The 22,115-nt window shown below is 72.8% G+C and carries 21 protein-coding genes; 4 read left to right on the top strand and 17 right to left on the bottom strand.

From position 1 onward, the window contains the following. The first annotated feature begins 61 nt into the window (after window positions 1–61). The gene (locus tag PV342_RS01955) at window positions 62–511 is read left to right on the top strand and encodes a MarR family winged helix-turn-helix transcriptional regulator (protein WP_391578614.1); all 450 of its coding nucleotides are present in this window, start codon (window positions 62–64) and stop codon (window positions 509–511) included. Window positions 512–528: 17 nt separating this feature from the next. Here the strand turns inward: PV342_RS01955 and tatC are convergent, their stop codons facing one another. The 5 genes from tatC to PV342_RS01930 all read right to left on the bottom strand — a co-directional run bounded on the left by tatC (window position 529) and on the right by PV342_RS01930 (window position 3,743). Beyond that, a complete protein-coding gene (gene tatC / locus PV342_RS01950; protein WP_500315657.1) occupies window positions 529–1,386 on the bottom strand; it encodes a twin-arginine translocase subunit TatC in 858 nt (285 codons plus the stop codon). 20 nt (window positions 1,387–1,406) lie between these two features. After that, on the bottom strand, window positions 1,407–1,667 hold the full coding sequence (gene tatA, locus PV342_RS01945) for a Sec-independent protein translocase subunit TatA (RefSeq protein ID WP_361007806.1): 261 nt from the start codon (window positions 1,665–1,667) through the stop codon (window positions 1,407–1,409). Between the two features lie 84 nt (window positions 1,668–1,751). Then, a complete protein-coding gene (locus PV342_RS01940) occupies window positions 1,752–1,991 on the bottom strand; it encodes a twin-arginine translocase TatA/TatE family subunit (protein ID WP_018562111.1) in 240 nt (79 codons plus the stop codon). 51 nt (window positions 1,992–2,042) lie between these two features. Beyond that, window positions 2,043–3,152, bottom strand: a complete 1,110-nt coding sequence (locus PV342_RS01935) for an alpha/beta fold hydrolase (RefSeq protein WP_400797476.1) — start codon at window positions 3,150–3,152, stop codon at window positions 2,043–2,045. 117 nt (window positions 3,153–3,269) lie between these two features. After that, the gene (locus PV342_RS01930) at window positions 3,270–3,743 is read right to left on the bottom strand and encodes a VOC family protein (protein WP_361007801.1); all 474 of its coding nucleotides are present in this window, start codon (window positions 3,741–3,743) and stop codon (window positions 3,270–3,272) included. Between the two features lie 321 nt (window positions 3,744–4,064). Here PV342_RS01930 and PV342_RS01925 point away from each other — a divergent pair, with 321 nt between their 5' ends. Next, window positions 4,065–4,667 (top strand): CGNR zinc finger domain-containing protein, encoded by a 603-nt coding sequence (locus PV342_RS01925; RefSeq protein WP_500315656.1) that lies wholly within the window; start codon window positions 4,065–4,067, stop codon window positions 4,665–4,667. Window positions 4,668–4,822: 155 nt separating this feature from the next. After that, entirely contained in the window at window positions 4,823–6,178 is a 1,356-nt protein-coding gene (locus PV342_RS01920) for a mycothione reductase (RefSeq protein ID WP_500315655.1), read from the top strand. 70 nt (window positions 6,179–6,248) lie between these two features. Here PV342_RS01920 and PV342_RS01915 read toward each other — a convergent pair whose 3' ends face one another. Continuing rightward, a complete protein-coding gene (locus PV342_RS01915; protein ID WP_500315654.1) occupies window positions 6,249–8,219 on the bottom strand; it encodes a multicopper oxidase family protein in 1,971 nt (656 codons plus the stop codon). Between the two features lie 498 nt (window positions 8,220–8,717). Continuing rightward, complete coding sequence (locus PV342_RS01910; protein WP_400796638.1) at window positions 8,718–9,623, bottom strand: NAD(P)H-binding protein; 906 nt, start codon at window positions 9,621–9,623, stop codon at window positions 8,718–8,720. Window positions 9,624–9,859: 236 nt separating this feature from the next. On the opposite strand from PV342_RS01910, the gene PV342_RS01905 reads away from it, so the two are divergent. Then, window positions 9,860–12,103: an ATP-binding SpoIIE family protein phosphatase gene (locus PV342_RS01905; protein WP_500315653.1), complete on the top strand. Its 2,244-nt coding sequence runs from the start codon at window positions 9,860–9,862 to the stop codon at window positions 12,101–12,103. A gap of 31 nt (window positions 12,104–12,134) precedes the next feature. Here PV342_RS01905 and PV342_RS01900 read toward each other — a convergent pair whose 3' ends face one another. From PV342_RS01900 to tal, 10 genes are all read right to left on the bottom strand, one after another. Next, window positions 12,135–12,515 carry a nitrile hydratase accessory protein gene (locus PV342_RS01900; RefSeq protein ID WP_500315652.1) on the bottom strand — a complete coding sequence of 127 codons (381 nt, stop codon included), beginning with the start codon at window positions 12,513–12,515 and terminating at the stop codon, window positions 12,135–12,137. Next, the gene (gene nthA / locus PV342_RS01895; RefSeq protein WP_392606144.1) at window positions 12,512–13,111 is read right to left on the bottom strand and encodes a nitrile hydratase subunit alpha; all 600 of its coding nucleotides are present in this window, start codon (window positions 13,109–13,111) and stop codon (window positions 12,512–12,514) included. The genes PV342_RS01900 and nthA overlap by 4 nt, the downstream gene beginning before the upstream one ends. After that, window positions 13,108–13,773, bottom strand: a complete 666-nt coding sequence (gene nthB / locus PV342_RS01890; protein WP_400796648.1) for a nitrile hydratase subunit beta — start codon at window positions 13,771–13,773, stop codon at window positions 13,108–13,110. The genes nthA and nthB overlap by 4 nt, the downstream gene beginning before the upstream one ends. 123 nt (window positions 13,774–13,896) lie before the next feature. Then, window positions 13,897–14,724 carry an SDR family oxidoreductase gene (locus PV342_RS01885; RefSeq protein ID WP_500315651.1) on the bottom strand — a complete coding sequence of 276 codons (828 nt, stop codon included), beginning with the start codon at window positions 14,722–14,724 and terminating at the stop codon, window positions 13,897–13,899. Between the two features lie 187 nt (window positions 14,725–14,911). Next, a complete protein-coding gene (locus tag PV342_RS01880; protein ID WP_386994339.1) occupies window positions 14,912–15,583 on the bottom strand; it encodes a histidine phosphatase family protein in 672 nt (223 codons plus the stop codon). Between the two features lie 88 nt (window positions 15,584–15,671). Beyond that, a complete protein-coding gene (gnd, locus tag PV342_RS01875) occupies window positions 15,672–16,559 on the bottom strand; it encodes a phosphogluconate dehydrogenase (NAD(+)-dependent, decarboxylating) (protein ID WP_400796654.1) in 888 nt (295 codons plus the stop codon). An 89-nt stretch (window positions 16,560–16,648) separates the two neighbouring features. Continuing rightward, a complete protein-coding gene (pgi, locus tag PV342_RS01870) occupies window positions 16,649–18,298 on the bottom strand; it encodes a glucose-6-phosphate isomerase (protein ID WP_018560067.1) in 1,650 nt (549 codons plus the stop codon). Then, window positions 18,291–19,325 (bottom strand): glucose-6-phosphate dehydrogenase assembly protein OpcA, encoded by a 1,035-nt coding sequence (opcA, locus tag PV342_RS01865; RefSeq protein ID WP_392606158.1) that lies wholly within the window; start codon window positions 19,323–19,325, stop codon window positions 18,291–18,293. Before opcA ends, pgi begins: the two co-directional genes overlap by 8 nt. Continuing rightward, a complete protein-coding gene (zwf, locus tag PV342_RS01860; protein WP_500315650.1) occupies window positions 19,322–20,872 on the bottom strand; it encodes a glucose-6-phosphate dehydrogenase in 1,551 nt (516 codons plus the stop codon). Before zwf ends, opcA begins: the two co-directional genes overlap by 4 nt. Beyond that, entirely contained in the window at window positions 20,869–22,017 is a 1,149-nt protein-coding gene (gene tal / locus PV342_RS01855; RefSeq protein WP_500315649.1) for a transaldolase, read from the bottom strand. The genes zwf and tal overlap by 4 nt, the downstream gene beginning before the upstream one ends. Window positions 22,018–22,115: the final 98 nt, after the last annotated feature.

Raw genomic sequence — 22,115 nt, 5'->3', positions numbered from 1 at the left:
ACCGCCGTTCCCGTGAGGGAGCAGATGCTCGTATCATGGGTGGGATGTTTGGGAGGTGACCATGAGCGCTGCGGAGTCCAAGGCCGCGCTGTGCAACAACCTGGCGCTGCGCAAGGCGGCCAGATATCTCGGCGCGACCTACGACAAGGCGCTCGCCCCGGTCGGCCTCCGCGCGACGCAGTTCAGCATCCTGCAGCACCTCGGGGCCCGGGGGGAGCTGACGATCACCGCTCTCGCCGACATGATCGCCATGGATCGCACGACGATGGCCTCCAACCTCAAGCCGCTCGCGCGGGAGGGTCTGGTCACCGTCGAGACCTCGGCCGCCGACCGCCGCGCGAGGATCGTCACGATCACACCGGAGGGCCTGGCGCGGATGGAGTCCGCGCTCCCCCTGTGGGACGACGTGCAGACCCGGTTCGAGGAGCGCTTCGGTACCGAGGACGCGGCCCGGCTGCGCGGGTTCCTCGAGGCCGTCCTGGACACCGGTTTCGAGCCCTGGGCGGAGTGAGCCGCCGCCGGGGCACCTCATGACCGGCTGACGACGGCGTCGCCGCGGCTTTCGGCGGCGTCACCGGCCGGGTCGGTACGCCCGGACGCGCCGCGCCGACGGCGGCGGAGGTCGTGGCACCAGGCGATCGCGCACGCCGCCCCGTACAGCAGGCCGATCGGGGTCGCCAGCAGCAGCATGCTGACCGGGTCGGTGCTGGGGGTGGCGACCGCGGCGAAGGCGGCGACTCCCATGAGCATGCCGCGCCACCAGCCGGTCATCCGCCGGGCGCTGATCACCCCGCCGAGGTTCAGCAGCACGAGGAGCACCGGGAGTTCGAAGGAGAGGCCGAACACCACGACCATGCGGGTGGCCAGGTCGAGGTAGTCGTCGACGGGCAGGATGTTGGTGGCGTCGTCGGGGGTGAAGGAGATCAGCACCCGGGTGGTCGTGGGCAGCGTCCGGTAGGCCACCGCGGCGCCGGTCAGGAACAGCGGGATGCCGGCGCCGAGGAAGGCCAGCGTGTACTTCTTCTCGTGGTGGTGCAGGCCCGGCGCGAGGAAGGCCCACAGCTGGTACAGCCACACCGGGCTCGCGCCCACCACGGCGGCGGTGATCGACACCTTCAGCACGAGGCTGAAGGGCGACAGGAGGCCGTTGAGGGCGATCACGCCGCAGTGGCCCGCGCCGTCCGCCGCTGGGGCGCCGGTCAGGCGGCCGGGGGCGCAGCCGGGCAGCGGGTCGATCAGGAAGCCGATCAGCTGCCGGTGGAAGAGGGCCGCGACGACGGTGGCGAGCAGGATCGCCCCCACGGCCTTGAGCAGCCGGTTGCGCAGTTCGCGCAGGTGCTCCCGGAGGGTCATCCCGTCGGGGCCCTGCGCGGTGCCGGTGGTCATCGCCGGTCCGTCCGGGCGCTTCAGCGCCGGTGGGGCGCGTCCGCCACGGCGTCCCCGGGCGCCGCGTGGGGGGTGCGGTCACCGCCGGCGAGGGCGGGGGCCGGCGCGGGGCCGGTCGTCCCGTCGCCGTCGTCGTCCCGCATGGCCTTGGTCTCGCTCCTGAGGATCCGGAGCGACTGCCCGAAGGAGCGGGCCATGTCGGGAAGCCGTTTGGCGCCGAAGAGGAGGAGGACTACGACGAGGATGAGAAGGATCTCGGGTGCTCCGAGCCTGCCGAACATGGGGATTTCCTTTCTGAGGTGCCAGGGTGCCAGGGTGCCGAGGTGGTGCCGCGATCCCCTGCGGGGTCGGTGAGGACGGCCCCGTCACGGCCGCCGGCCGCCGGCGGGCGGATCGCGCGGGTCGAGGTCGGTGAGGTCCAGGTCCCGTATGTCGGGCGGGAGTTCGTCCCGCAGGCCCGCCCGGGCGCCCTGCGCGAGCTCACGGAGCCCGCGCAGGGCACGCACGGTGTCGGAGACCAGCCCGGGGAGCTTGTCCGGTCCGACGAGGACGACCGCCACCACGAGCAGCGTCAGTACTTCCAGCGGGCCGATGTCGGAGAACACCGTGCCTCCCGTCTGTGGGTGGGGATCGCCCGGGTGGGCCCCGGCCGAGGGTTACCGGCGGCCGGCGGCGCGGCGGTACGGGGCGAGGAACGTGCCGAGTTCCGTGAGCATCTCGCCGGGCGCCTGCTCGGCGACCCAGTGGCCGGCCCCACGGATGACCACACCCCGTACGTCCTGGGCGAGGGGCCCCATCGCGTCGGCGACGCCGGCGCCCCAGCTCTCGGAGCCGCCGATCGCCAGGACCGGCATCGTCAGCTTCTTCTCCGCGCGCCTGTCGTTCTGCTTGGCGGTGGCGTCCCACGCGCGGTAGAAGCCGAAGCTGCCGCGGAGGGTAGCGGGGTCGGAGAAGAGGCGCACGTAGTACTCGCGTGCGTACCGCGGCAGCCGCTCCCCGCCCTGGATGTCGAACTCGTAGCCGTAGAAGTCCTCTTCGCGGCCCCTGACCAGCGTTTCGATCAGCTCGTGGTCGACCCGGTTGAACGGGATGTGCCAGAGCCTGTTGTTGTCCCGCTCGTCCAGGAAGAGAGGCGGTGACGCGGACTGCCGCGGGGGGCCGGGAACTTCGGCGAGGGCGACGCGGGCGACCCGTTCCGGGTGGTCGGCCGCCAGCGCGTAGCTGGTGATCATTCCGGTGTCGTGGCCGACGACGGCGAACCGCTCGTGGCCCAGGGCGTCCATCAGCGCGACCAGGTCGTCCGCGAGGGTGCCGGTGTCGTACCCGCTGCGGGGCTTGTCGGTCAGCCCCATGCCGCGCTGGTCCACGGCGACGACGGTGTGGTGCCGGGCCAGTTCCGGCATCAGCATGCGCCAGGCGTACCAGTTCTGCGGCCAGCCGTGCACCAGCAGGAGCGGCGGCCCCTCACCTCCGATGACGACGTGCTGGCGCAGCCCGCCGGCCCGTACGAAGCGGCTGCTGAAGGTCCGGGTGAACCCGGCCGGCAGCCGCGGCGCCGAGGAGACCGTCCCGAACGCGTGCGGCGCCCGCGTGGGCGGGGTGGCGGAGGCCGACGGGAGCCCGCCTGCCAGCGAGAGGCCGGCGACGGTGGCGGCGGAGGCGGCCGCGCCGCCGACGAAGGTGCGTCGCGAGAGTCCGCGCGGGGCACGGTGCGACGCCGGCTTCGCGGCGGGGCCGTCCTGCCCCGGCGGCTCGACGGGGGGCATGTTCACGGGGGATTCCTTTCGCTATGAACGAGCATGTGCGCGTATTGGCGCGTAGGGGGCCGTGCGTCCGTACGGCCCCCTACGCCCCTGCGGGAGGGAGCCGGCGCCGGAGGCCGGTCAGCGGCCGGGGAAGCGCTGCTTGATCTCCTGGAGCACCCAGCCGTTGCCGTCCGGGTCGCTGAAGGTGGCGAACGAGCCGTACGAGGCGCGCTCGGGGTGCAGGCCGGCGAGCCGCCCCTGGCCCTCCAGCAGGTGGGTGGTGTCACCGCCGGCGTGGCCGTGGAACAGCAGGCCGCCGGCGTCGTGGAACACCTCGCTCACCTCGACGCCACGGGCGATCAGCTCCGCCCGGGCCTCCTCGATGTCGAGAACGGCCAGGTAGAGGCCCTGGGCGGAGCCCGGCTCGGCGGAGGTGAGCCCCGTGCCGAACATCACCGAGCACTCCGAGCCCGGCGGGGTGAGGTGCACCGCGCGCCAGTCCGCGCTGACGGCCTTGTCGAGGTCCAGGCGGAATCCCGCCGCCTCGTAGAACGCCTTGGCGCGGTCGACGTCGGACACGGGCAGCATGACCACTTCGAGCTTCATGTACATGGGGAGGTCCTTCTTGATCGACGGCGGTGCGCCGCACGCGGGCGGGTCACCGTTTCGGAGGGACGAGGACGGCGGGCCGCACGGGCGCCGCACGCCGGGACACCGGTCGGGCGGCCGAAGGCTTCGAGCCTTGCTCCAGGAGCGGCTCTGCCCGTCTTCGTGGTTATGACCGTAGGCGATTAGCCAACAACGCGCAAAGCCCGGATGACCGAATTTCGACTTTCGTGACGCACCTCACCGCACGGGAAGAGAGCAAGGACCGTATCCGTTACACGCCTAACGGAGAGCGACCTAGAATGGTCGGGAAGGGAGGTCCGCACGATGCCCACACCCACGACCGAACGCAGTCCGCTGAACCAGCCGGCGGCCGCTGACGCACTCCTGCGCTTCCTCAACACGCACGCCTCCGGGCCCCGGCAGCTCCCCGAGCGCCTTTCGGACGCCCCGGCCATGCAGGCATGGCTGATGGAGCACGGCCTGGGCACGGAGAGCACTCATGTCACCGAGGCCGACGCCGCCGGGGCACGCGAGCTGCGCGACGCCCTCATCGCCGTGCTGCTGGCGCACGCGGGCGACCCGAGCACCACACCCGAGGCGCTCGCGCAGGCCGAGGAGCACCTGCGCGGCATCGCGGCGCGGTACCCGCTCACCACGGTCGTCACGGCCGCGGGCGCCACCTTGACGAGCACCCAGACCGGCATCCCCGGACTGTTCGGGACCGTGCTGGCGAACGTCACCGAGCTCGCCCACGCGGGGCTGTGGGACAGGCTGCGGGCGTGCCGCCACGATCCGTGCCACTTCTGCTTCTTCGACCGGACACGCAACAGCTCCGCCGGCTACTGCGGCCCGAGGTGCGCATCCCGCGCGTCGATGCGGGCCTACCGGCGGCGCAGGAAGGAACAGGCCGCCGAATCGTCCGCCTGACCTCCGCCGGCTGTGTCGCACCGATGGTGCGTCCCCGACACCCCGTGCCCGTGATATGAACCTCAGGGACCGAACGGGAACAAATCGGGCGTATCGCCCCATGGGAGGGTCATACCCCGCGGCCCGGACATCCGACCGGCGGAAGGTGGGCGCAGATGCCGCACTACGATCTTGTGGTCCTCGGTGCGGGAAGCGGCAACATGCTGTTCGGCGAGGAGTTCGCGCACCTGCGCTGCGCCATCGTCGAACCGGGCCGGTTCGGCGGTACCTGCCTGAACCGGGGCTGCATCCCCAGCAAGATGTTCGTCGTCGCCGCCGACGCGGCCGAGGAGGCGCGGGCGGCGGCACGGCTCGGGGTGCGCGCCACCGTCGAACCGGTCGACTGGAAGACCGTCCGCGACCGGGTGTTCCGGCGCATCGACCCGCTCCACGACAGCGCGGTCGACTACCGCCGGGACAACGGCATCGACGTCTACTCCGAGGAGGCGCGCTTCGTCGCGCCGAAGGTACTGCAGGTGGGTGCGGAGCGGGTCACCGCCGACACCTTCGTCGTCTCGGTCGGCTCACGGCCCCTCGTGCCGGACATCCCCGGACTGGACTCCGTGCCGTTCCACACCTCCGACACCGTCATGCGGATCGAGGACGCCCCCGCATCCCTGGCCATCATCGGCGGCGGTTTCATCGCGGCCGAGTTCGGCCATGTCTTCAGCGCGTTCGGCTCGGACGTGACGATCATCCAGCGGGGGCCGCGCCTGCTGATGGCGGAGGACGAGCAGGTGTCCGAGCGCTTCACCGAGCTCGCGTCCCGGCGGCACCGTCTCCTCCTCGGCGCCACCGTCGGCTCCGTCGAGCGCCGCCCCGGCGGGGTCGAGGTGAGCATGACCTGCGCCGACGGCGACCACGTCGTCCAGGCCGAGATGCTGCTGGTGTGCACCGGCCGCCGGCCCAACAGCGACCGGCTGGACGCGGCGGCCGGCGGTCTGGACATGGACGGGCACGGACACATCGTGACCGACGGTTCCTACCGCACGTCCGTGCCGGGGGTCTGGGCCCTCGGCGACGTCGTGAACCACTTCCAGCTCAAGCACATGGCCAACGCCGAGTCCCGCGTCGTACGGCACAACCTGCTCCACCCGGACGACCTGCGCACCCTGTCCAACAGGGTCGCTCCCCACGCGGTGTTCACCAGCCCGCAGATCGCGAGCGTGGGGCTGACCGAGCAGGAGGCACGCCGCCGGGGCGTCGAGTACCTGGTGAGCGTCCGCGACTACGCGGACACCGCCTACGGATGGGCCCTGGAGGACACCACCAGCTTCGTGAAGATCCTGGCGGAACCCCACGACCGGCGGATCCTGGGCGCGCACATCATCGGCCCCCAGGCCGCCACTCTGATCCAGCCGCTGATCCAGGCCATGTCGCTGGGGCAGACGGCCGACCAGGTCGGCCGGGACGTGCTGTACATCCACCCCGCGCTCACCGAGGCCGTCGAGCAGGCGCTGCTGGACCTGTAGCCCGAGGTCCGGCCGGAGCGGTCCCGTCCGGGACGGGACCGCTCCGGCCGTCACGAGGACGTGCGGCGGGCTACATCTTCATGCCGCTCCTCATGTGCTTCATGTCGTGCGCGTCCATCCCCCGGCCCATGTCCATCAGCATCCGGTGGATGTCGTGGACCGGCGACGGCATGACGACGAAGGGCCGCATCATGCCCTCGTCCTCGTGGTCGAGGAGGTGGCAGTGGTACATGGCCTTGCCGGTCTGGTCGGCGAGCCGACCCGCCACGGTGACCAGGGTGTTGGCGTTGACGGTGATGGTGTCCTTCCAGCCCGACTCCTCGGGGGCCACCGGAACCGGCGCGCCGAGGGTGATGGGCCGCGTCGTCCGCGCCGTGGCGAAGTCCAGCCCGGAGGCGTCGACGGCGCGCCGGTCGACGACCTGGAAGTTCATCAGGTGGATGTGCATCGGGTGGTAGATGGGCACGCCCTCGGGCGCGGCGCTGATGAAGTGCCACTTCTCCCAGGTGCCGGCGGCGGCGAAGAAGGTGGTGGTGTCCTCGAACATCGTTCCCGTGCGCCGCAGCGTCCGGGTGCCACCGGGCATGTCGACGGTGACGATGCCGGTGCCGGATGCCGTGCCGGACGGGACCTGCTCCATCTCCCAGATCTGGGGCATGGCGCCGGTCTTGTCGAAGCCCAGCAGGACGAAGCGCTCGGTGGCGTCCTTGGGCACATCGGCGAGGCTGAGCCGGCGGAACGACTTCGACAACGTTGTCGGAAGCGGATGCGGCGCGCGGCGCTTCTTCTCGACGCGGAACTGCATGACCTCGGCGTGGGGGATCAGGAAGTCCGGCAGGTCGGCGCCGGCGGTCTGGCCCGGGATCGTGTTGACGAGCTTCAGCCTGCGGCCGGGGTGGGCCGCGAAGTCGATGACGACGTCGGCGCGTTCGGCGGGCGCCAGGGACAGCGCCTCGTCGATCGTCTGCGGCTTGCCGAGCAGGCCCATGTCGGTGCCGATCAGCTTCATGGCGCCGCGCACGACCTTGCCGGTCTCCTCGTCGACGACGACGAGGCGGTAGATGCGCGCGCCGGAGACGTTGACCAGGCGGAAGCGGTAGGCGCGGGCCTGGACGTCCAGGTACGGCCACACCACGCCGTTGACCATGGTGAAGGGGGCCAGGCTCGCCAGGGCGGGCGGGATGGTGCCGGGCATCGGCATGGAGCCGGGGCCCAGGATCCGCTTGGCGAGGACCTGGCCGGTGAGCCGGCCCTGGGCGTCGGTGTCGAAGTTGACGTCCTGGATGGTCAGCGGGATCTCGTACTCGCCGCGGGGCAGACCCAGCCGGTCCTCCTCCGCGTCGCGCACCAGGTAGTTGCCGACCAGACCGGACTGGACGTTGAGCGAGGTCACCGCCATGGCGTGGTCGTGGTAGAAGAGGTGGGTCGCCGCCTGGTCGTTGGCGTACTCGCCCAACTGCCCGTTGCCGGAGGTGACTCCGAACTCCGCGGCGCCGTCGCTCAGCGCGTTCTGGTGGCCCCCGTGCACATGGACGGTGGTCCACGCGGTGAGCCGCTCGACCTCGGGGCGCGGGGAAGCGCCCTCGGAGCCGGGGCGGTTGTAGGGCAGCAGACCGGGGCCGGGGCCCTCCGCCTGCACCCACACCGCCTTGAGCGGCGTCCTGCCCTTGAGCCTGTTGTTCCAGGCGATGCGGACCCGCTCCCCGCTGCGGACCTCGAGGGTCGGGCCGGGGAAGTGGCCGGCGTAGGTCCACATCCGCGTGGCCGGCATCTGGGAGTGCAGCCGGACCCGGGACTCGACCATGTCGATCTCCGTGATCCCACGGCTCTTGGGGCGCAGCGTCGGCGGGACGCGCAGCGGGTCGCGGAACGGCTTCAGCGTCGTGAACGTGGGCTCGTTCACGCCCTGCAGCGCGTCGGCGGCCTCCGCCGTGCCCTGGAAGACGCCGGCGGAGCCGAGGACTCCGGTGCCGGCCACGGCGACGGCGGCGGCGGTGGCCCCGGCCATGCCGAGAACGGTCCGCCTGCTGGTCGTTGACATGTAAGTGTTCATCCTGTTCTGGGTGGCACGAGTGCGGGGAGGCCGGGCTTCGCGGGGACGCGCGCGCTCCCCCGGTCCGGGGAGTGGCGCTCCGCACGCCTCAGGGCGGCGATACCGAGCGGACGGCCGGCGGCCTGAGGAGACTTCCGGAGCGGACGGAGGCGGTCGGGCCTGTCGGCCGTCCGGCATTCCGCGTCAGGGCAGGCACATCGAGGCCTGCCGGCCGGTCCCGACAAAGGTGGTGTCGGTCCGGCGCTCCCGGAGCACGCATCCTCGCGGTGGGTTCGCCACCTCGGTGCGGCACTCGTATCCGGGCGATCCCCCAGCGTGCGCCGAGCCCCCCGCATTATTTGCTCGGTCAAGCAAGTAGAACATTCGATCACTTGTACGTGCAAGTAGTTTGATTCCCCATCAAACCGAACACGGCGGCCCCGCCGAACGGGGCACGCCGCGCCCCCCGTCCGGCATCCCCCACCGGACGCCGGACCGCTCACGGGCTCAGCCCAGGTAGAAGTTCCGGCGGGCGGCGACGAACTGCCCGACGGTGCGGGCGGGCACGCCCGTCACGCGCTCGACGTCCCGCGACGCGCGATCGTAGCGGTTCTCCCGGTGCAGCCGGCCCATGGTGGCGATGTGCGCCTCCACGTGCGGCGGCAGTCCGGCCCTGCCGAGCACCTCGGCCTCCCACCGCTCGGGCGGCATGTCGACATACCGCACCTCACGCCCCAGGGCCCGCGAGAACTCCTCGGCCATCTCGGTCATGTCGACCGCGCGCGGTCCCGTCAGCTCGTAGACACGGCCGACGTGCGGGCCCGGGTCGCTCAGCACCGTGGCGACCACCCGGGCGACGTCCTCCACGGCCACCGGCGAGGTGCGCCCGGCGCCGAACGGCAGGGCGATCGTGCCGTTCTCCCGGATCGACCGGGCGGCCAGCGCGGTGAACAGCGGATTGTCCAGGAACGAGGTCGGACGGACGTGGACCACCGGCAGGCCCGACCAGTCCAGCACCTGCTCCGCCAGCCAGTGCAGCCGCTGCTGGTAGGACTCCCCCGTACTCGTCGCGGTCATCTGCGACACCGTCATCTGCGACATGCCCACCAGCGCGTCCAGCCGCCCGTACTCGCGGGCGACGCTCGCGACCACGGTCGCCGCGACCAGGTGGTCGGGAGAGACGGGCATGGCGAAGTACATCCGCCGCGCGCCCTCCAGCGCCGCCGCCACGGTCTCGGGCCGGGTCAGATCGCCGATGACGACCTCCGCGCCGAGCGCCCGCAGCGCGTCCGCCCGCTCGTCGTCGCGGCGGACCATCGCGCGCACCGGTACGTCCCGCTCACGCAGGCGTTCGAGGACGGTACGGCCCACGCCGCCTACTCCGGTGACGAGGACAGGATTGCCGGCAGCCATCGGGCGGCCTCCTTCTGGGTTGGCTGGTCTCGTGGTGACGGGTGCGGCCCCGGGTGCCCCTGGCGCACGCGCCGAGGGGCGGCGCCGCCGTCAACAATTACGAGCATATGCTCCTATCTATGGGACGGCAAGGCGGCCGCCTCTGCTGCGGCCACCGCCGCGCCCGCGGGCGCGGCGTCCCGCCCAAGCGCGACCGGCCTCCCGCGCACCTACACTCGTGGGGAGGGAGCCGTTCGATGACGAGCAACAGCGCGCTCGGAGAACACCGCCGCGAAAGCGGGCCCGCACGGACCGAGTGCAGGGGTCTCGAGGAGGTCCTGCACGGTGCCGTCCGTGAGGCCCTGTTCCGGATGGACGCCGTGTCCGCGGCGGTCTACCTGCTGAGCCGGGACGCCTCCGAGGTACGGGCGGCGATGATCGCCGGGAGCCCGCCCTCCAGCTTCACGATGCCCTGCCGGATGGGCATGGACATGCCTCGGGCGTCCACGCGCGCCGTCGCCACGGGCAAGGTGGCGGTCCTGCCGGATCCCGACCCAGCCGACCCGGACCAGACGTACGCCCTGCCGTATCCGTACCCGGCCCTGGCCGCCCCGGTCACCGCCGGCGGTCACCGCTTCGGCGCGCTCACCGTGCTGCGCCTGGAGAGCCACGGCGGCTTCGGTCCCACCGACCGCAGGGTGCTGCAGGAGATCGCGGACGCACTGGCCGCGGCCCTCGCCCGGCTCGCACGCGCCGGCACCGCCGTCGTCGCCGGCCCCACACCCGCCCTCGCGCCGGTGTTCCACTCGAGCATCCGCACCCCGGGCTGGGGAGTGCGCGGCGTCCCCGGCTCGGCCGGCGCCAGCCTGATGTACCCCCTGCGGCACTTCGCCGAGCGGCTCAACCAGACCACGACGGTGGACCACCTCGTCGCGGCGGCCCGGGACTCCATCATGTCCCCGTTCGGCGCCCGGGCCCTGGTGCTGGCCTCGGTGGGTGCGGGGCGGCTGTGGGTGCTGGGGCACAGCGGACCGTCCTCCGCGATGGTCCGCGCCCTGCACGGCGCCCGGCTCGGGGCGAGCACCCCGGCCGTGGACGCCGTGCGCGGGCACGCGCTCTTCCTGCCCGGGGGCCCGCCGCCGGACGCGGGCTCCGGCGGGCAGGGTGACGGGGCGCCGGGCCAGGCCTACCTGCCGCTCGTCGTCGGGGGCAGGCCCGTCGCCGTGGCGTCCGAGGTGCACCCGCACGTCGTCGGCGTGTGCTGCCTCGAGTTCGCGGGGCCCCGCGAGTTCCCGCCCGAGGAGCGGGCGGTGCTCGGCATGATGGCCGGCATGCTGGGAGCGGCGGTGGAGCGCGTCGAACTGGGCGCCCGCCAGCGCGAGATCGCGGAGCACCTGCAGCGCAGGCTGCTGCCGTCCGCCCTCTCCGATCTGCCGGGGCTCGCCACCACCGCGCGCTACCGGCCCGCCGTTACCACCGTCCAGGTGGGCGGCGACTGGTACGACGTGATCAAGGTGTCGGACGAGCGCATGGTGCTCGTCGTCGGCGACGTGGAGGGCCACGACCTGGACAGCGCCGCCGTGATGGGCCAGGCGCGCACCGCGCTGATCTCCTACGCCACCGAGGGCCACCGGCCCGCCGTGGTGATCGACCGGACGGGCAGGCTGCTCGCCGGACTCGGCACGGAGCAGCTCGTGACGTGCTGCGTGGTCGCCCTGGACACCGGCGACGGCACCGCCGAGGTGGCCCTCGCCGGCCATCCCCCGCCACTCGTACGACGGCCCGACGGAGGCGTCGACACCCTGGCCGCGCCGGCGAATCTCCCCCTGGGCGTCACCACACACCACCCCTACCGGAGTTGGGAGCACACGCTGTCGCCGGGATCCGTGCTGATGCTCTACTCCAACGGCCTGACCGACTCCGCCACCCGCGACCCCGGCACCTGCGCCCAAGAACTGCTCCGCGCCGGCGGCCGGGAGGCCGGGGCCGACCTGGAGCGGCTGGCCGACCGTCTGGTCGCCGAGGTCTCCGGCCCCCGCTGGCGGCGCGACGACGCGGTGCTGCTCCTCGCCCGCTACGAGGGCGCCGTGGGCAGGGGCGCGCCGCGGACGGCGAGCCTGCACATCCAGCGCCGCGATCTGCACGGGGTCAAGGCGGCCCGCGCGTTCGTCGACCGGCAGTTGCGCTCGTGGGAGCTGACCGGCGTGTCGGAGACCCTCCAGCTGATCGCGTCCGAGATCGTGACGAACGCCCTCGTCCACGCGGGCAGCGACGTCGACGTCCGGCTGCGGGCCTTCGGGGACCGCGTGCGGCTGGAGGTGCGGGATTCCGACGGCAACCCGCCCGTCCCCTCGCCGCTGGCACTGGACGCGGAGCAGAACGCCGAGGCCGAGCACGGCCGGGGCCTGCTCATCGTGGAGGCCCTGGCCGGACAGTGGAACACCTCGCCCAACGGCCGCGGGAAGACCGTCTCGCTGGACCTGCCCGTGGGGGACGGCTGACGGATCCGGCCGGGAACGGGTGGGCCGGCCGTCAGTGCGGACGGTCGTGGTCGTCGTGGTGGTGGTCGCCGCCGTGGTCCCCGTGGTCGTGGCCCGCGGGGCGGCCGTCCAGGGTCCGGGCGCGCGTGGTGACCTCGTCCGCGCGGACCACGTCCTGTTCGGTGAGCACGTCCTCCAGGGCGGCCAGCCAGAGCCGGTAGTAGTCCCAGGCCTCGTCCGGGGACCGCCCGTCCTCCCAGGCGCGGATCCGGGAGATCAGCGAGGCCTGGAAGCGCGGCCAGGCGAAGGCGCCCGCCTCGTGCAGCGCCACGGCCATGCCGAAGGCGCGGCTCTCCCACGGCTCGGCGAAGACCAGCTCGCCGTTGGAGCGGGGCGGGGCGGCCGGTCCGTCGACGTCCAGGGGCGCGGTCACGGCGCCGTCACCTTCGCCACGCCGACCATGGCGTCCCGGGTCACCAGCGGCACGAGTTCCTCCTCGGTCAAGTGCTCGGTGCCCGCGGGGCGTTCGGGCAGCACCAGCCAGCGCACCTCGCTGGTGGAGTCGCGGACGGTGATCCGTACGCCGTCGGCGAGGTCGAGTCCCATCTCGGAGAGCACCGCGCGCGGCTCCCGCACCACGCGCGAGCGGTAGGCGGGGTCCTTGTACCAGCTCGGCGGGAGACCGAGCACCGGCCAGGGGTAGCAGGAGCACAGGGTGCAGACCACCACGTTGTGGGTGGTGGGGGTGTTCTCCACGACGACGATGTGCTCGCCCTGCGGGCCGGTGAAGCCCAGTTCCGCGATGGCCGCCGTGCCGTCCTGGAGCAGCCGGCGCTTGTACTGCGGGTCGGTCCACGCCCTGGCGACGACCTTGGCTCCGTTGAGCGGCCCCACCTGGGTCTCGTAGGTGGCGATGATCGCGTCCATCGCCGCCGGGTCGATCAGGCCGCGCTCGGTGAGCAGTTGCTCGAGCGCCTCGGTGCGCAGGGCCGGGGCGAGGCGGTCGTCGGGACCGCTGGTGGGGGTCATGAGGGGGTCTCCAGGTAGCTCTCGAACAGCTCGGCGGTGACGGAGAAGGGTTCGGCGCCGGGGCCCCACAGTTCGCGGGAGTCGAACCGGACCGAGTAGACGTGCTGCGGGTTCTCGCCCAGGAAGTGCGCGTGGGTGTCGGGCAGCAGGGCGGAGGGCTGGACGAGCTCCACGACGCCGCTGCGCCCGCGCAGGTAGCCCGGCAGCCGCGTGTGCCCGGGCGGCGACATGTCCCTCGCCCGGACCCGCTCGCCGACGGCGAAGGCCGCAGGGGTGTCGACGGTCCGGAGCGAGCCCGGCGCGCTGGGGGCGTAGTCGGGGCGGACCGGTTCGGGGGCCGGCGGCTCCACGAGGTGCTCGCCGCGCAGGTTGCGGGCACGGGTCTCGACGGCGGTGGGTGCGAGGACGGCGGTCTCGGTGAGCATCAGCTCCGCGGCGTTCAGCCACCGGCCGAAGTAGCCCTCGTCCAGGTAGGCGGCCCGGTCCAGGCGTTCCGTGGCGTGCCGGAAGGCGTCCAGGTTGTAACCGGCCACCCGGATGGACAGGAGCGTGAGCGCGAACGCCCGCGCCTGCCAGGGCTCCGCGAACACCGGTTCGCCGGGCCGCGGCGGCCGGACGGGGCCCCATCCCTCGGTGCCCCCCATGTCGGCGATGCCCTCCATGGCGTGCCCTTTCGTGTGCCGGGACGACTGGCACACCAGCTTGGCCCCCCGGGCGGTCGCCGGTCCCGGCGACACGGCCCGCGCACCTCCCGGTTCCATCCGATGGACCGTCGGGCCCGCGCCCTACCGGGGGCCGAGGAACTCCCGGGCCCCGCGCAGACGTGTCCTTACGAGCCTCTGGGTGGCGCTGCTGTCGAGGCGGACGTCGAGCGGCCCGGGCACGGGGCCGTCGGCGCGGCGCCCGGTGGGCAGGGCGGTGGCGTCGAGTCCGTCGCGGCGGGCGATCAGCGCGCCGAGTTCGTGGCGGCTGAGGGCGTCCGTCCCGGCGAGGTGGAACACCCCGGACGCGTCGGACACCGCGAGTTCCCACAGGGCGGCGGCGAGGTCCACGACGTGCACCGGGCAGCGCACGTCGTCGGTGAACAGGCCGCCGCCGCGCACCCCGGCGGCCAGGTCGTGGACGAGGCGCTCGTGGACGGATCCGCCGTCGCCGATGATCAGCGAGGTGCGCGCGACCACGGCTGAGGGCACCAGCAGCCGCACCGCGGTCTCGGCGGCGGCCTTCGCCGCGCCGTACGGGGTGAGGGGGTCGGGCAGGCAGGTCTCGTCGTAGTGGACCCGGGCCCCGGAGAAGACGGCGTCGCTGGAGACGTGGACCAGGCGGCAGCCGAGTCGCGCCGAGGCCAGTGCCACCCGGACCGATCCGTCTGCGGTGACCTCCCAGTCGCTGTACCCGCTGGTCGCGTTGACGACGATGTCGGGGGCGACCTCGGCCAGCACCCGGGCAGGGTCGCCGGGGGCGCGGAGGTCGAGGTGGTGCCACGGGACGCCGGGAACGCCGCCGGGGTGACGGGAGCGGTACGTCGCGGCCGCCCCGAACCCCGCGGCCACGGCCTGCCGTACGAGTTCCCTGCCCAGGAACCCGCTGCCGCCGACGATGAGGACCTTCACGTGCCCCACGGTAGGGCAGCCGTACGGCCGGTGGCCCCGTCCGTTCCCGGAAACGTCGAAGGCACGGAAGGAAGCCTTGAGTCGTGGAGTCGTGCGGGCAGCGGCGGGGCTCGAGCCGGGTTCGGCCCGGGTTCGGTCCGGGTTCGGCCCGGCCGTCCTCAGCGGTTCCCGGCGGGGCGGTGCCCCGTCACACGCCGGGGAACCTCTCGTGTGCGGGGCGCCGCTGCGGGGGGACGGTGCCGGAGCGGGCGCCGGAGGCGCGGGCGCCCGTGGTGTTCCAGGCCTTGATGACGGGGCGGCCGTGCTCCGTGCCGAGCCGGCTGACGGTGCCGGTGTCCAGGGCGAACAGCGAGCCGGCGGAGGGCGGCAGCCCGAGGCGGCGGGCGGTGAGGACGCGCAGGATGTGGCCGTGGGCGACGAGCAGGACGTCGCCCGCGCCGGGGTCGCGCAGCAGTGGCTCGACGCGCGCGAGCACGCGGTCGGCGCGGCGGCCGACGTCCTCGGGGCTCTCCCCGGGATGGTCCGTGGGGCCGGGTGCCACACCGTCGGTCCACAGGTTCCACTCCGGGCGGGTGCGGTGGATCTCCGCGGTGGTGACGCCCTCGTAGCCCCCGTAGTCCCATTCGCTCAGGTCCGGGTCGATCTCGGCACCGTACACCCCGGCCAGTTGGGCGGTGCGTACGGCGCGGCGTAGGGGGCTGCTCAGGGCGAGGGCGATGTCGTGCCCGCCGAGCAGGTGGGCGACGCGGGCGGCCTCGCCCTCGCCGTGCGGTGTCAGGGGCAGGTCGGTGTGGCTGGTGTGCTGTCGGGACAGGGTCCACGCGGTCTCGCCGTGGCGGAGCAGGAGCAGGTCGCCCATGGTCGTTCATCCACTTTCGGCACGCAGGAGGGGGGTGCGGGTGAGGCGGTGCGGAGCCCGCGCCGACGGGCGCGGGCTCCGGCGGTGACTAGGCCTTGTCGGCCGCGGTGGTGACGGCGTGGCCGCCGAACTGGTTGCGGAGCGCAGCGATCATCTTCATCTGCGGGGAGTCGTCCTGGCGGGACGCGAAGCGGGCGAAGAGGGACGCGGTGATCGCGGGCAGCGGCACGGCGTTGTCGATGGCGGCCTCGACCGTCCAGCGGCCCTCGCCCGAGTCCTCGGCGTAGCCCTTGAGTTCGTCGAGGTGCTCGTCCTCGTCGAGGGCGCCCACGGCCAGGTCGAGCAGCCAGGAGCGGATGACGGTGCCCTCCTGCCAGGAGCGGAACACCTCGCGCACGTCGGTGACCGAGTCGACCTTCTCCAGCAGCTCCCAGCCCTCGGCGTAGGCCTGCATCATGGCGTACTCGATGCCGTTGTGGACCATCTTCGCGAAGTGGCCGGCACCGACCGCGCCCGCGTGGACGAAGCCGAAGTCGCCGGCGGGCTTGAGGGCGTCGAAGACCGGCTGCACCTTCTCGACGTGCTCGGCCTGCCCGCCGACCATGAGGGCGTAGCCGTTCTTCAGGCCCCAGACGCCGCCGGAGACTCCGGCGTCGACGAAGCCGATGCCCTTGGCGGCCAGCTCCTCGGCGTGCTTCTCGTCGTCCGTCCAGCGGGAGTTGCCGCCGTCGACCACGATGTCGCCCGGCTCCAGGAGGCCGCCGAGCTCGTCGACCACGGACTGCGTGGCGGCGCCCGCCGGCACCATCACCCACACCACGCGCGGTGCGTCGAGCTTGTCGACCAGTTCGGTGAGGCTGCCGACGTCGGCCAGGTCCGGGTCCCGGTCGTAGCCGACGACGGTGTGGCCGGCACGGCGGATCCGCTCGCGCATGTTGCCGCCCATCTTGCCGAGGCCGACGAGTCCGAGTTGCATATCAGGTGCTCCTTCTGTGTGTCACGGGTGAGGCCGGCGGGCGGCGCGCACCCCGGGGTCGGGCCGGCGCCGCCGTGGAGGTCCCCGGGTCAGTTGCCCCGCAGGGTGCGGTACGCGGCCACCAGGGCCGCGGTGGAGGGGTCGAGGCCCGGCACGTCGGCGTCGCCGGTCAGGGCGGGTTCGACGCGCTTGGCGAGGACCTTGCCGAGCTCGACGCCCCACTGGTCGAAGGAGTCGACGTTCCACAGGGCGCCCTGCACGAAGACCTTGTGCTCGTAGAGCGCGATGAGCTGGCCGAGGACCGAGGGGGTCAGCTCGGTCGCCAGGACGGTGGTGGTGGGGTGGTCGCCGCGGAAGGTCCGGTGCGGGACCTGCTCCTCGGGCACACCTTCGGCGCGGACCTCGTCCGCGGTCTTGCCGAAGGCGAGCGCCTGGCCCTGGGCGAACAGGTTGGCCATCAGCAGGTCGTGCTGGGCGGTGAGTTCGGGGCTCAGCTCGCCCGCCGGACGGGCGAAGCCGATGAGGTCCGCCGGGATCAACTTGGTGCCCTGGTGGATCAACTGGTAGTAGGCGTGCTGCCCGTTGGTGCCGGGCGTCCCCCACACGACGGGGCCGGTCTCCCATTCCACGGGGTTGCCGTCGCGGTCCACGGACTTGCCGTTGGACTCCATGTCCAGCTGCTGCAGGTAGGCCGTGAACTTGGACAGGTAGTGGGAGTACGGCAGGACGGCGTGCGACTGCGCGTCGAGGAAGTTGCCGTACCAGACGCCGAGCAGACCGAGGATCAGCGGGGCGTTGGCCTCGGCGGGCGCCGTGCGGAAGTGCTCGTCGACCGTGCGGAAGCCGTCGAGCATCTCGCGGAAGCGCCGCGGGCCGATGGCGATCATCAGGGCGAGGCCGATCGCCGAGTCGAAGGAGTAGCGGCCGCCCACCCAGTCCCAGAACTCGAACATGTTGTCCGGGTCGATGCCGAACTCCGTGACCTTGCCGGTGTTGGTGGACAGGGCGACGAAGTGCCGGGCCACGGCCTTCTCGTCCCCGCCGAGCCCGTCCAGCAGCCAGCCGCGCGCGGAGGTGGCGTTGGTGATCGTCTCGATGGTGGTGAAGGTCTTGGACGCGACGACGAACAGCGTCTCGGCCGGGTCGAGGCCCTGCAGGGCCTCGTGGAGGTCCGCGCCGTCGACGTTGGACACGAAACGGAACGTCAGCGAGCGGTCGGTGTAGGGGCGCAGCGCCTCGTACGCCATGGCGGGGCCGAGGTCGGAGCCGCCGATGCCGATGTTGACGACGTTCCTGATCCGCCTGCCGGTGTGGCCGGTCCACTCCCCGGAGCGCACCCGGTCGGCGAAGGCGGACATCTTGTCGAGCACCGCGTGGACCCGCGGCACGACGTTCTCGCCGTCCACCTCCACGACGGCGTCCCGCGGCGCGCGCAGGGCGGTGTGCAGGACGGCCCTGCGCTCGGTGACGTTGATCTTCTCGCCGCGGAACATGGCGTCGCGCAGCTCGAATACGCCGGTGGCGGCGGCCAGGTCGCGCAGCAGTGCGAGGGTCTCGTCCGTGACCAGGTTCTTGGAGTAGTCGATGCGCAGGTCGCCGACCTCCACCGTGTAGCGGCGCGCGCGGTCGGGGTCCGCGGCGAACAGCTCGCGCAGGTGCGGTCCCGGCCGGCCGGCGGCGCGGTGCTCCGCCAGCGCGGCCCACTGCGCGCGGTGGCTCGGCTTGGGTGTGTCAGGCATCGTGCTTCTCCTGGTTCTCGTGCTGGTGCGCGCGCTGCGGCGGCACCGGAGCGGCCTTCGTGGAACGGGCCTTCGCGGCGGGGGCCTTGGCCGGGACCGCCTTCGCGCGGGGTGCCCTGACCTCGGCCCGCAGCGCGGCGGCGTAGGCCTCGTCGGGGTCGAGGCGGCGGAGTTCCTCCGCGATGAGCTCAGCGGTGGTGCGCACCTTCAACGCGAGTGCGCGAGTGGGCTGGCCGGGGATGGACAGCCGGGCCACGGCGCCCTCGGGCCGGTCGATCAGGACGTCGCCGTCCGTGGTGCGCAGCCGGACCGCGGTCACGACGGGCCCGTCGGTGACGACGCGTTCGACGGGCACGCGCAGCCGGTCGGCGAACCAGCGGGCCAGCAGTTCGGCGCTGGGGTTGTCGGCCTCGCTCTCCACGACCGCGGAGGTCACCCGGGCACCTGCCTGGTCCAGCGCGGCGGCGAGCATGGAGCGCCACGGCGTCAGCCGGGTCCACGCGAGGTCGGTGTCGCCGGGCGCGTACGCACCGGCCCGGGCCGCCAGCCGCTCCAGCGGGCGGTCGACGGCGTAGGCGTCGGTGATGCGGCGCTGGGCGAGCGCGCCCAGCGGGTCCTTCGCCGGTGCGTCGGGGCCGTCCACGGGCCACCACACGACGACGGGGGCGTCGGGCAGCAGCAGCGGCAGGACCACGGAGTCGGCGTGCTCGGCCACTTCGCCGAACAGCCTCAGCAGCACCGCCTCGCCGGATCCGGCGTCCGAGCCGACGCGTACCTCGGCGTCGACGCGGGAGGGCGTGTGCCGGCGGGTGGTGCGCGACGGCCGCCTGATGACGACGAGGGTGCGCGAGGGGTGCTCCTGCGCCGCCTGCTCCGCCGCCTTCAGGGCGTCGTGGGCGTTCTCCTCGTCGGTCACGACGACCATGGTCAGGACCATGCCCACGGCGGGGGAGCCGATGGCGCGGCGGCCCCGGACCAGGGCCTTGTTGATGTGGCTTGCCGTGGTGTCGGTCAGGTCGATCCTCATGGCCTGCGCCAGCTCCGTCCGTCTCGTGCGAGCATCTCGTCGGCTTCCGCGGGGCCCCAGCTGCCCGCGGCGTACTGCGCCGGCATTCCGTGTGTGTCCCAGTACCGCTCGATCGGGTCGAGGATCTTCCAGGACTCCTCGACCTCCTGGTGGCGGGGGAAGAGGTTGGCGTCGCCGAGCAGCACGTCGAGGATGAGCCGCTCGTAGGCCTCGGGGCTGGACTCGGTGAAGGACTCGCCGTAGGCGAAGTCCATGGTCACGTCGCGTATCTCCATCGACGTACCGGGCACCTTCGAGCCGAAGCGCACCGTGATGCCCTCGTCGGGCTGGACGCGGACGACGATCGCGTTCTGGCCGAGTTCCTGCGTGTCCTCCGGGTCGAACGGCGAGTGCGGGGCGCGCTGGAAGACGACCGCGATCTCGGTGACGCGGCGGCCCAGGCGCTTGCCGGCCCGCAGGTAGAAGGGGACGCCCGCCCAGCGGCGGTTGTCGATCTCCAGCTTGATGGCGGCGTAGGTGTCGGTGGTGGAGGCGGGGTCGATGCCCTCCTCCTCCAGGTAGCCGTCCGCCTCGCGGCCGCCCTGCCAGCCGTGCGCGTACTGGCCGCGCACGGTGTGCGCGCCCAGGTCGCCGGGGAGCCGTACGGCGCGCAGCACGTTCAGCTTCTCGGTGAGCAGGGACTCGGCGTCGAAGGAGGCGGGCTCCTCCATCGCGGTCAGGGCGAGGAGTTGGAGGAGGTGGTTCTGGATGACGTCGCGTGCGGCGCCGATGCCGTCGTAGTAGCCCGCGCGGCCGCCGATGCCGATGTCCTCGGCCATCGTGATCTGCACGTGGTCCACGTAGGAGCGGTTCCACAGCGGCTCGAACATCGTGTTGGCGAAACGCAGCGCCAGGATGTTCTGGACCGTCTCCTTGCCCAGGTAGTGGTCGATCCGGAACACCTGTTCCGGGGCGAACACCTCGTGGACGAGCGCGTTCAGTTCACGGGCGCTGGTCAGGTCGTGGCCGAAGGGCTTCTCGATGACGGCCCGTCGCCAGGAGCCCTCGGGGGCGTCGGCGAGACCGTGCTTCTTCAGCTGCCGTACGACCTTGGGGAAGAACTTCGGCGGCACGGAGAGGTAGAAGGCGTAGTTGCCGCTGGTGCCCCGGGCCGCGTCCAGCTCGTCCACGGTGACGGCCAGTTGCTTGAACGCGACGTCGTCGTCGAAGTCGCCGGGGATGAAGCGCATGCCCTCGGCGAGCTGCTGCCAGACCTCCTCGCGGAACGGCGTACGGGCGTGCTCCCGCACCGAGTCGTGCACGACCTGTGCGAAGTCCTGGTCCGCCCAGTCGCGGCGGGCGAAGCCGACGAGCGAGAAGCCCGGCGGCAACAGCCCGCGGTTGGCCAGGTCGTAGACGGCCGGCATCAGCTTCTTGCGGGACAGGTCGCCCGTCACCCCGAAGATCACCAGTCCGGACGGCCCCGCGATGCGCGGCAGCCGCCGGTCGGACGGGTCGCGCAGGGGGTTGGACCACGGGGTGCCGGGTCCGGTCGTGTCCTTGCTCATCGCGCGTCGGCTCCCTTGCCGTTCAGTGCGGTTGCCACGGCCTGCAGCAGTTCGGCCCAGGCCGCCTCGAACTTCGCCACGCCCTCGTCCTCCAGCTGCCGGACGACCGTGTCGTAGGGGATCCCCAGCCGTTCCAGGGCCGTCAGGTCGGCGCGGGCCCGGTCGTAGTGGCCGGTGACGGTGTCGCCGTCGATGCGGCCGTGGCCGGCGACGGCGTCGAGGGTCGCCTCGGGCACGGTGTTGACGGTTCCCGGCGCGACGAGTTCCTCGACGTACAGCGTGTCGCGGTACGCCGGGTCCTTCACGCCGGTGGAAGCCCACAGGGGCCGCTGCTCGTGGGCGCCGGCCGCGGCGAGCGCGGCCCAGCGGTCGCCGGTGAAGAACTCGCGCTGCGCCCGGTACGCCAGCCGGGCGTTGGCGAGCGCGGCCCTGCCCTTCAGCGCCGACGCCTCGTCCGTGCCCAGTTCCGTCAGCCGCCGGTCGACCTCCGTGTCGACGCGGGAGACGAAGAAGGAGGCGACGGAGTGCACGGTGGACAGGTCGATCCCGGCCGCGCGTGCCTTCTCCAGGCCGGCCAGGTAGGCCTCCATGACCTCGCGGTGGCGGTCGAGGGAGAAGATCAGCGTGACGTTCACACTGATGCCGAGAGCGGTCACCTCGGTGATGGCCGGCAGGCCCTCCGTGGTCGCCGGAATCTTGATCATCACGTTGGGGCGGTCGACGAGCCGGGCGAGCCGCCCGGCCTCGGCGACGGTCGCCTCCGTGTGGTGGGCGAGGCGCGGGTCGACCTCGATCGAGACCCGGCCGTCCCGGCCGCCGGTCGCCTCGTACACCGGGCGCAGGACGTCGGCCGCGGCACGGACGTCGGCGGCGGTCATCGTGCGGACGGCTTCGTCCGGGGTGACGCCGCGCGCGGCGAGACCGGCGAGTTCCTCCCGGTAGTCCTCCCCCGAGCCGATGGCGGCCCGGAAGATGGACGGGTTCGTGGTGACGCCCACCACACGTCCCGACATGACGAGCCGGGCCAGGTCGCCGGAGGCGATGCGTCTGCGTGACAGGTCGTCGAGCCAGACCGAGACTCCCTCGGCGGCCAGTCGCTGCAACGGTTCCGCGGTTGCGGTTGCTTCTTCGTTCACTGTGATCATCTTCTTTCTGCGCTCGCATCAACCGCGACGGGCCCCAAACGATTCCCGGCCGCCGGAACCCGGTTTCCGCAGGTCGCGGGGCGTCCCGGCAGGGATGA

Origin of the sequence: Streptomyces sp. PA03-3a (genome assembly GCF_033792735.1) — a bacterium.
Classification (GTDB): Bacteria; Actinomycetota; Actinomycetes; order Streptomycetales; family Streptomycetaceae; genus Actinacidiphila.
Note: the sequence above shows the minus strand (reverse complement) of the source record. Positions and strands in the feature narration are given on the sequence as shown.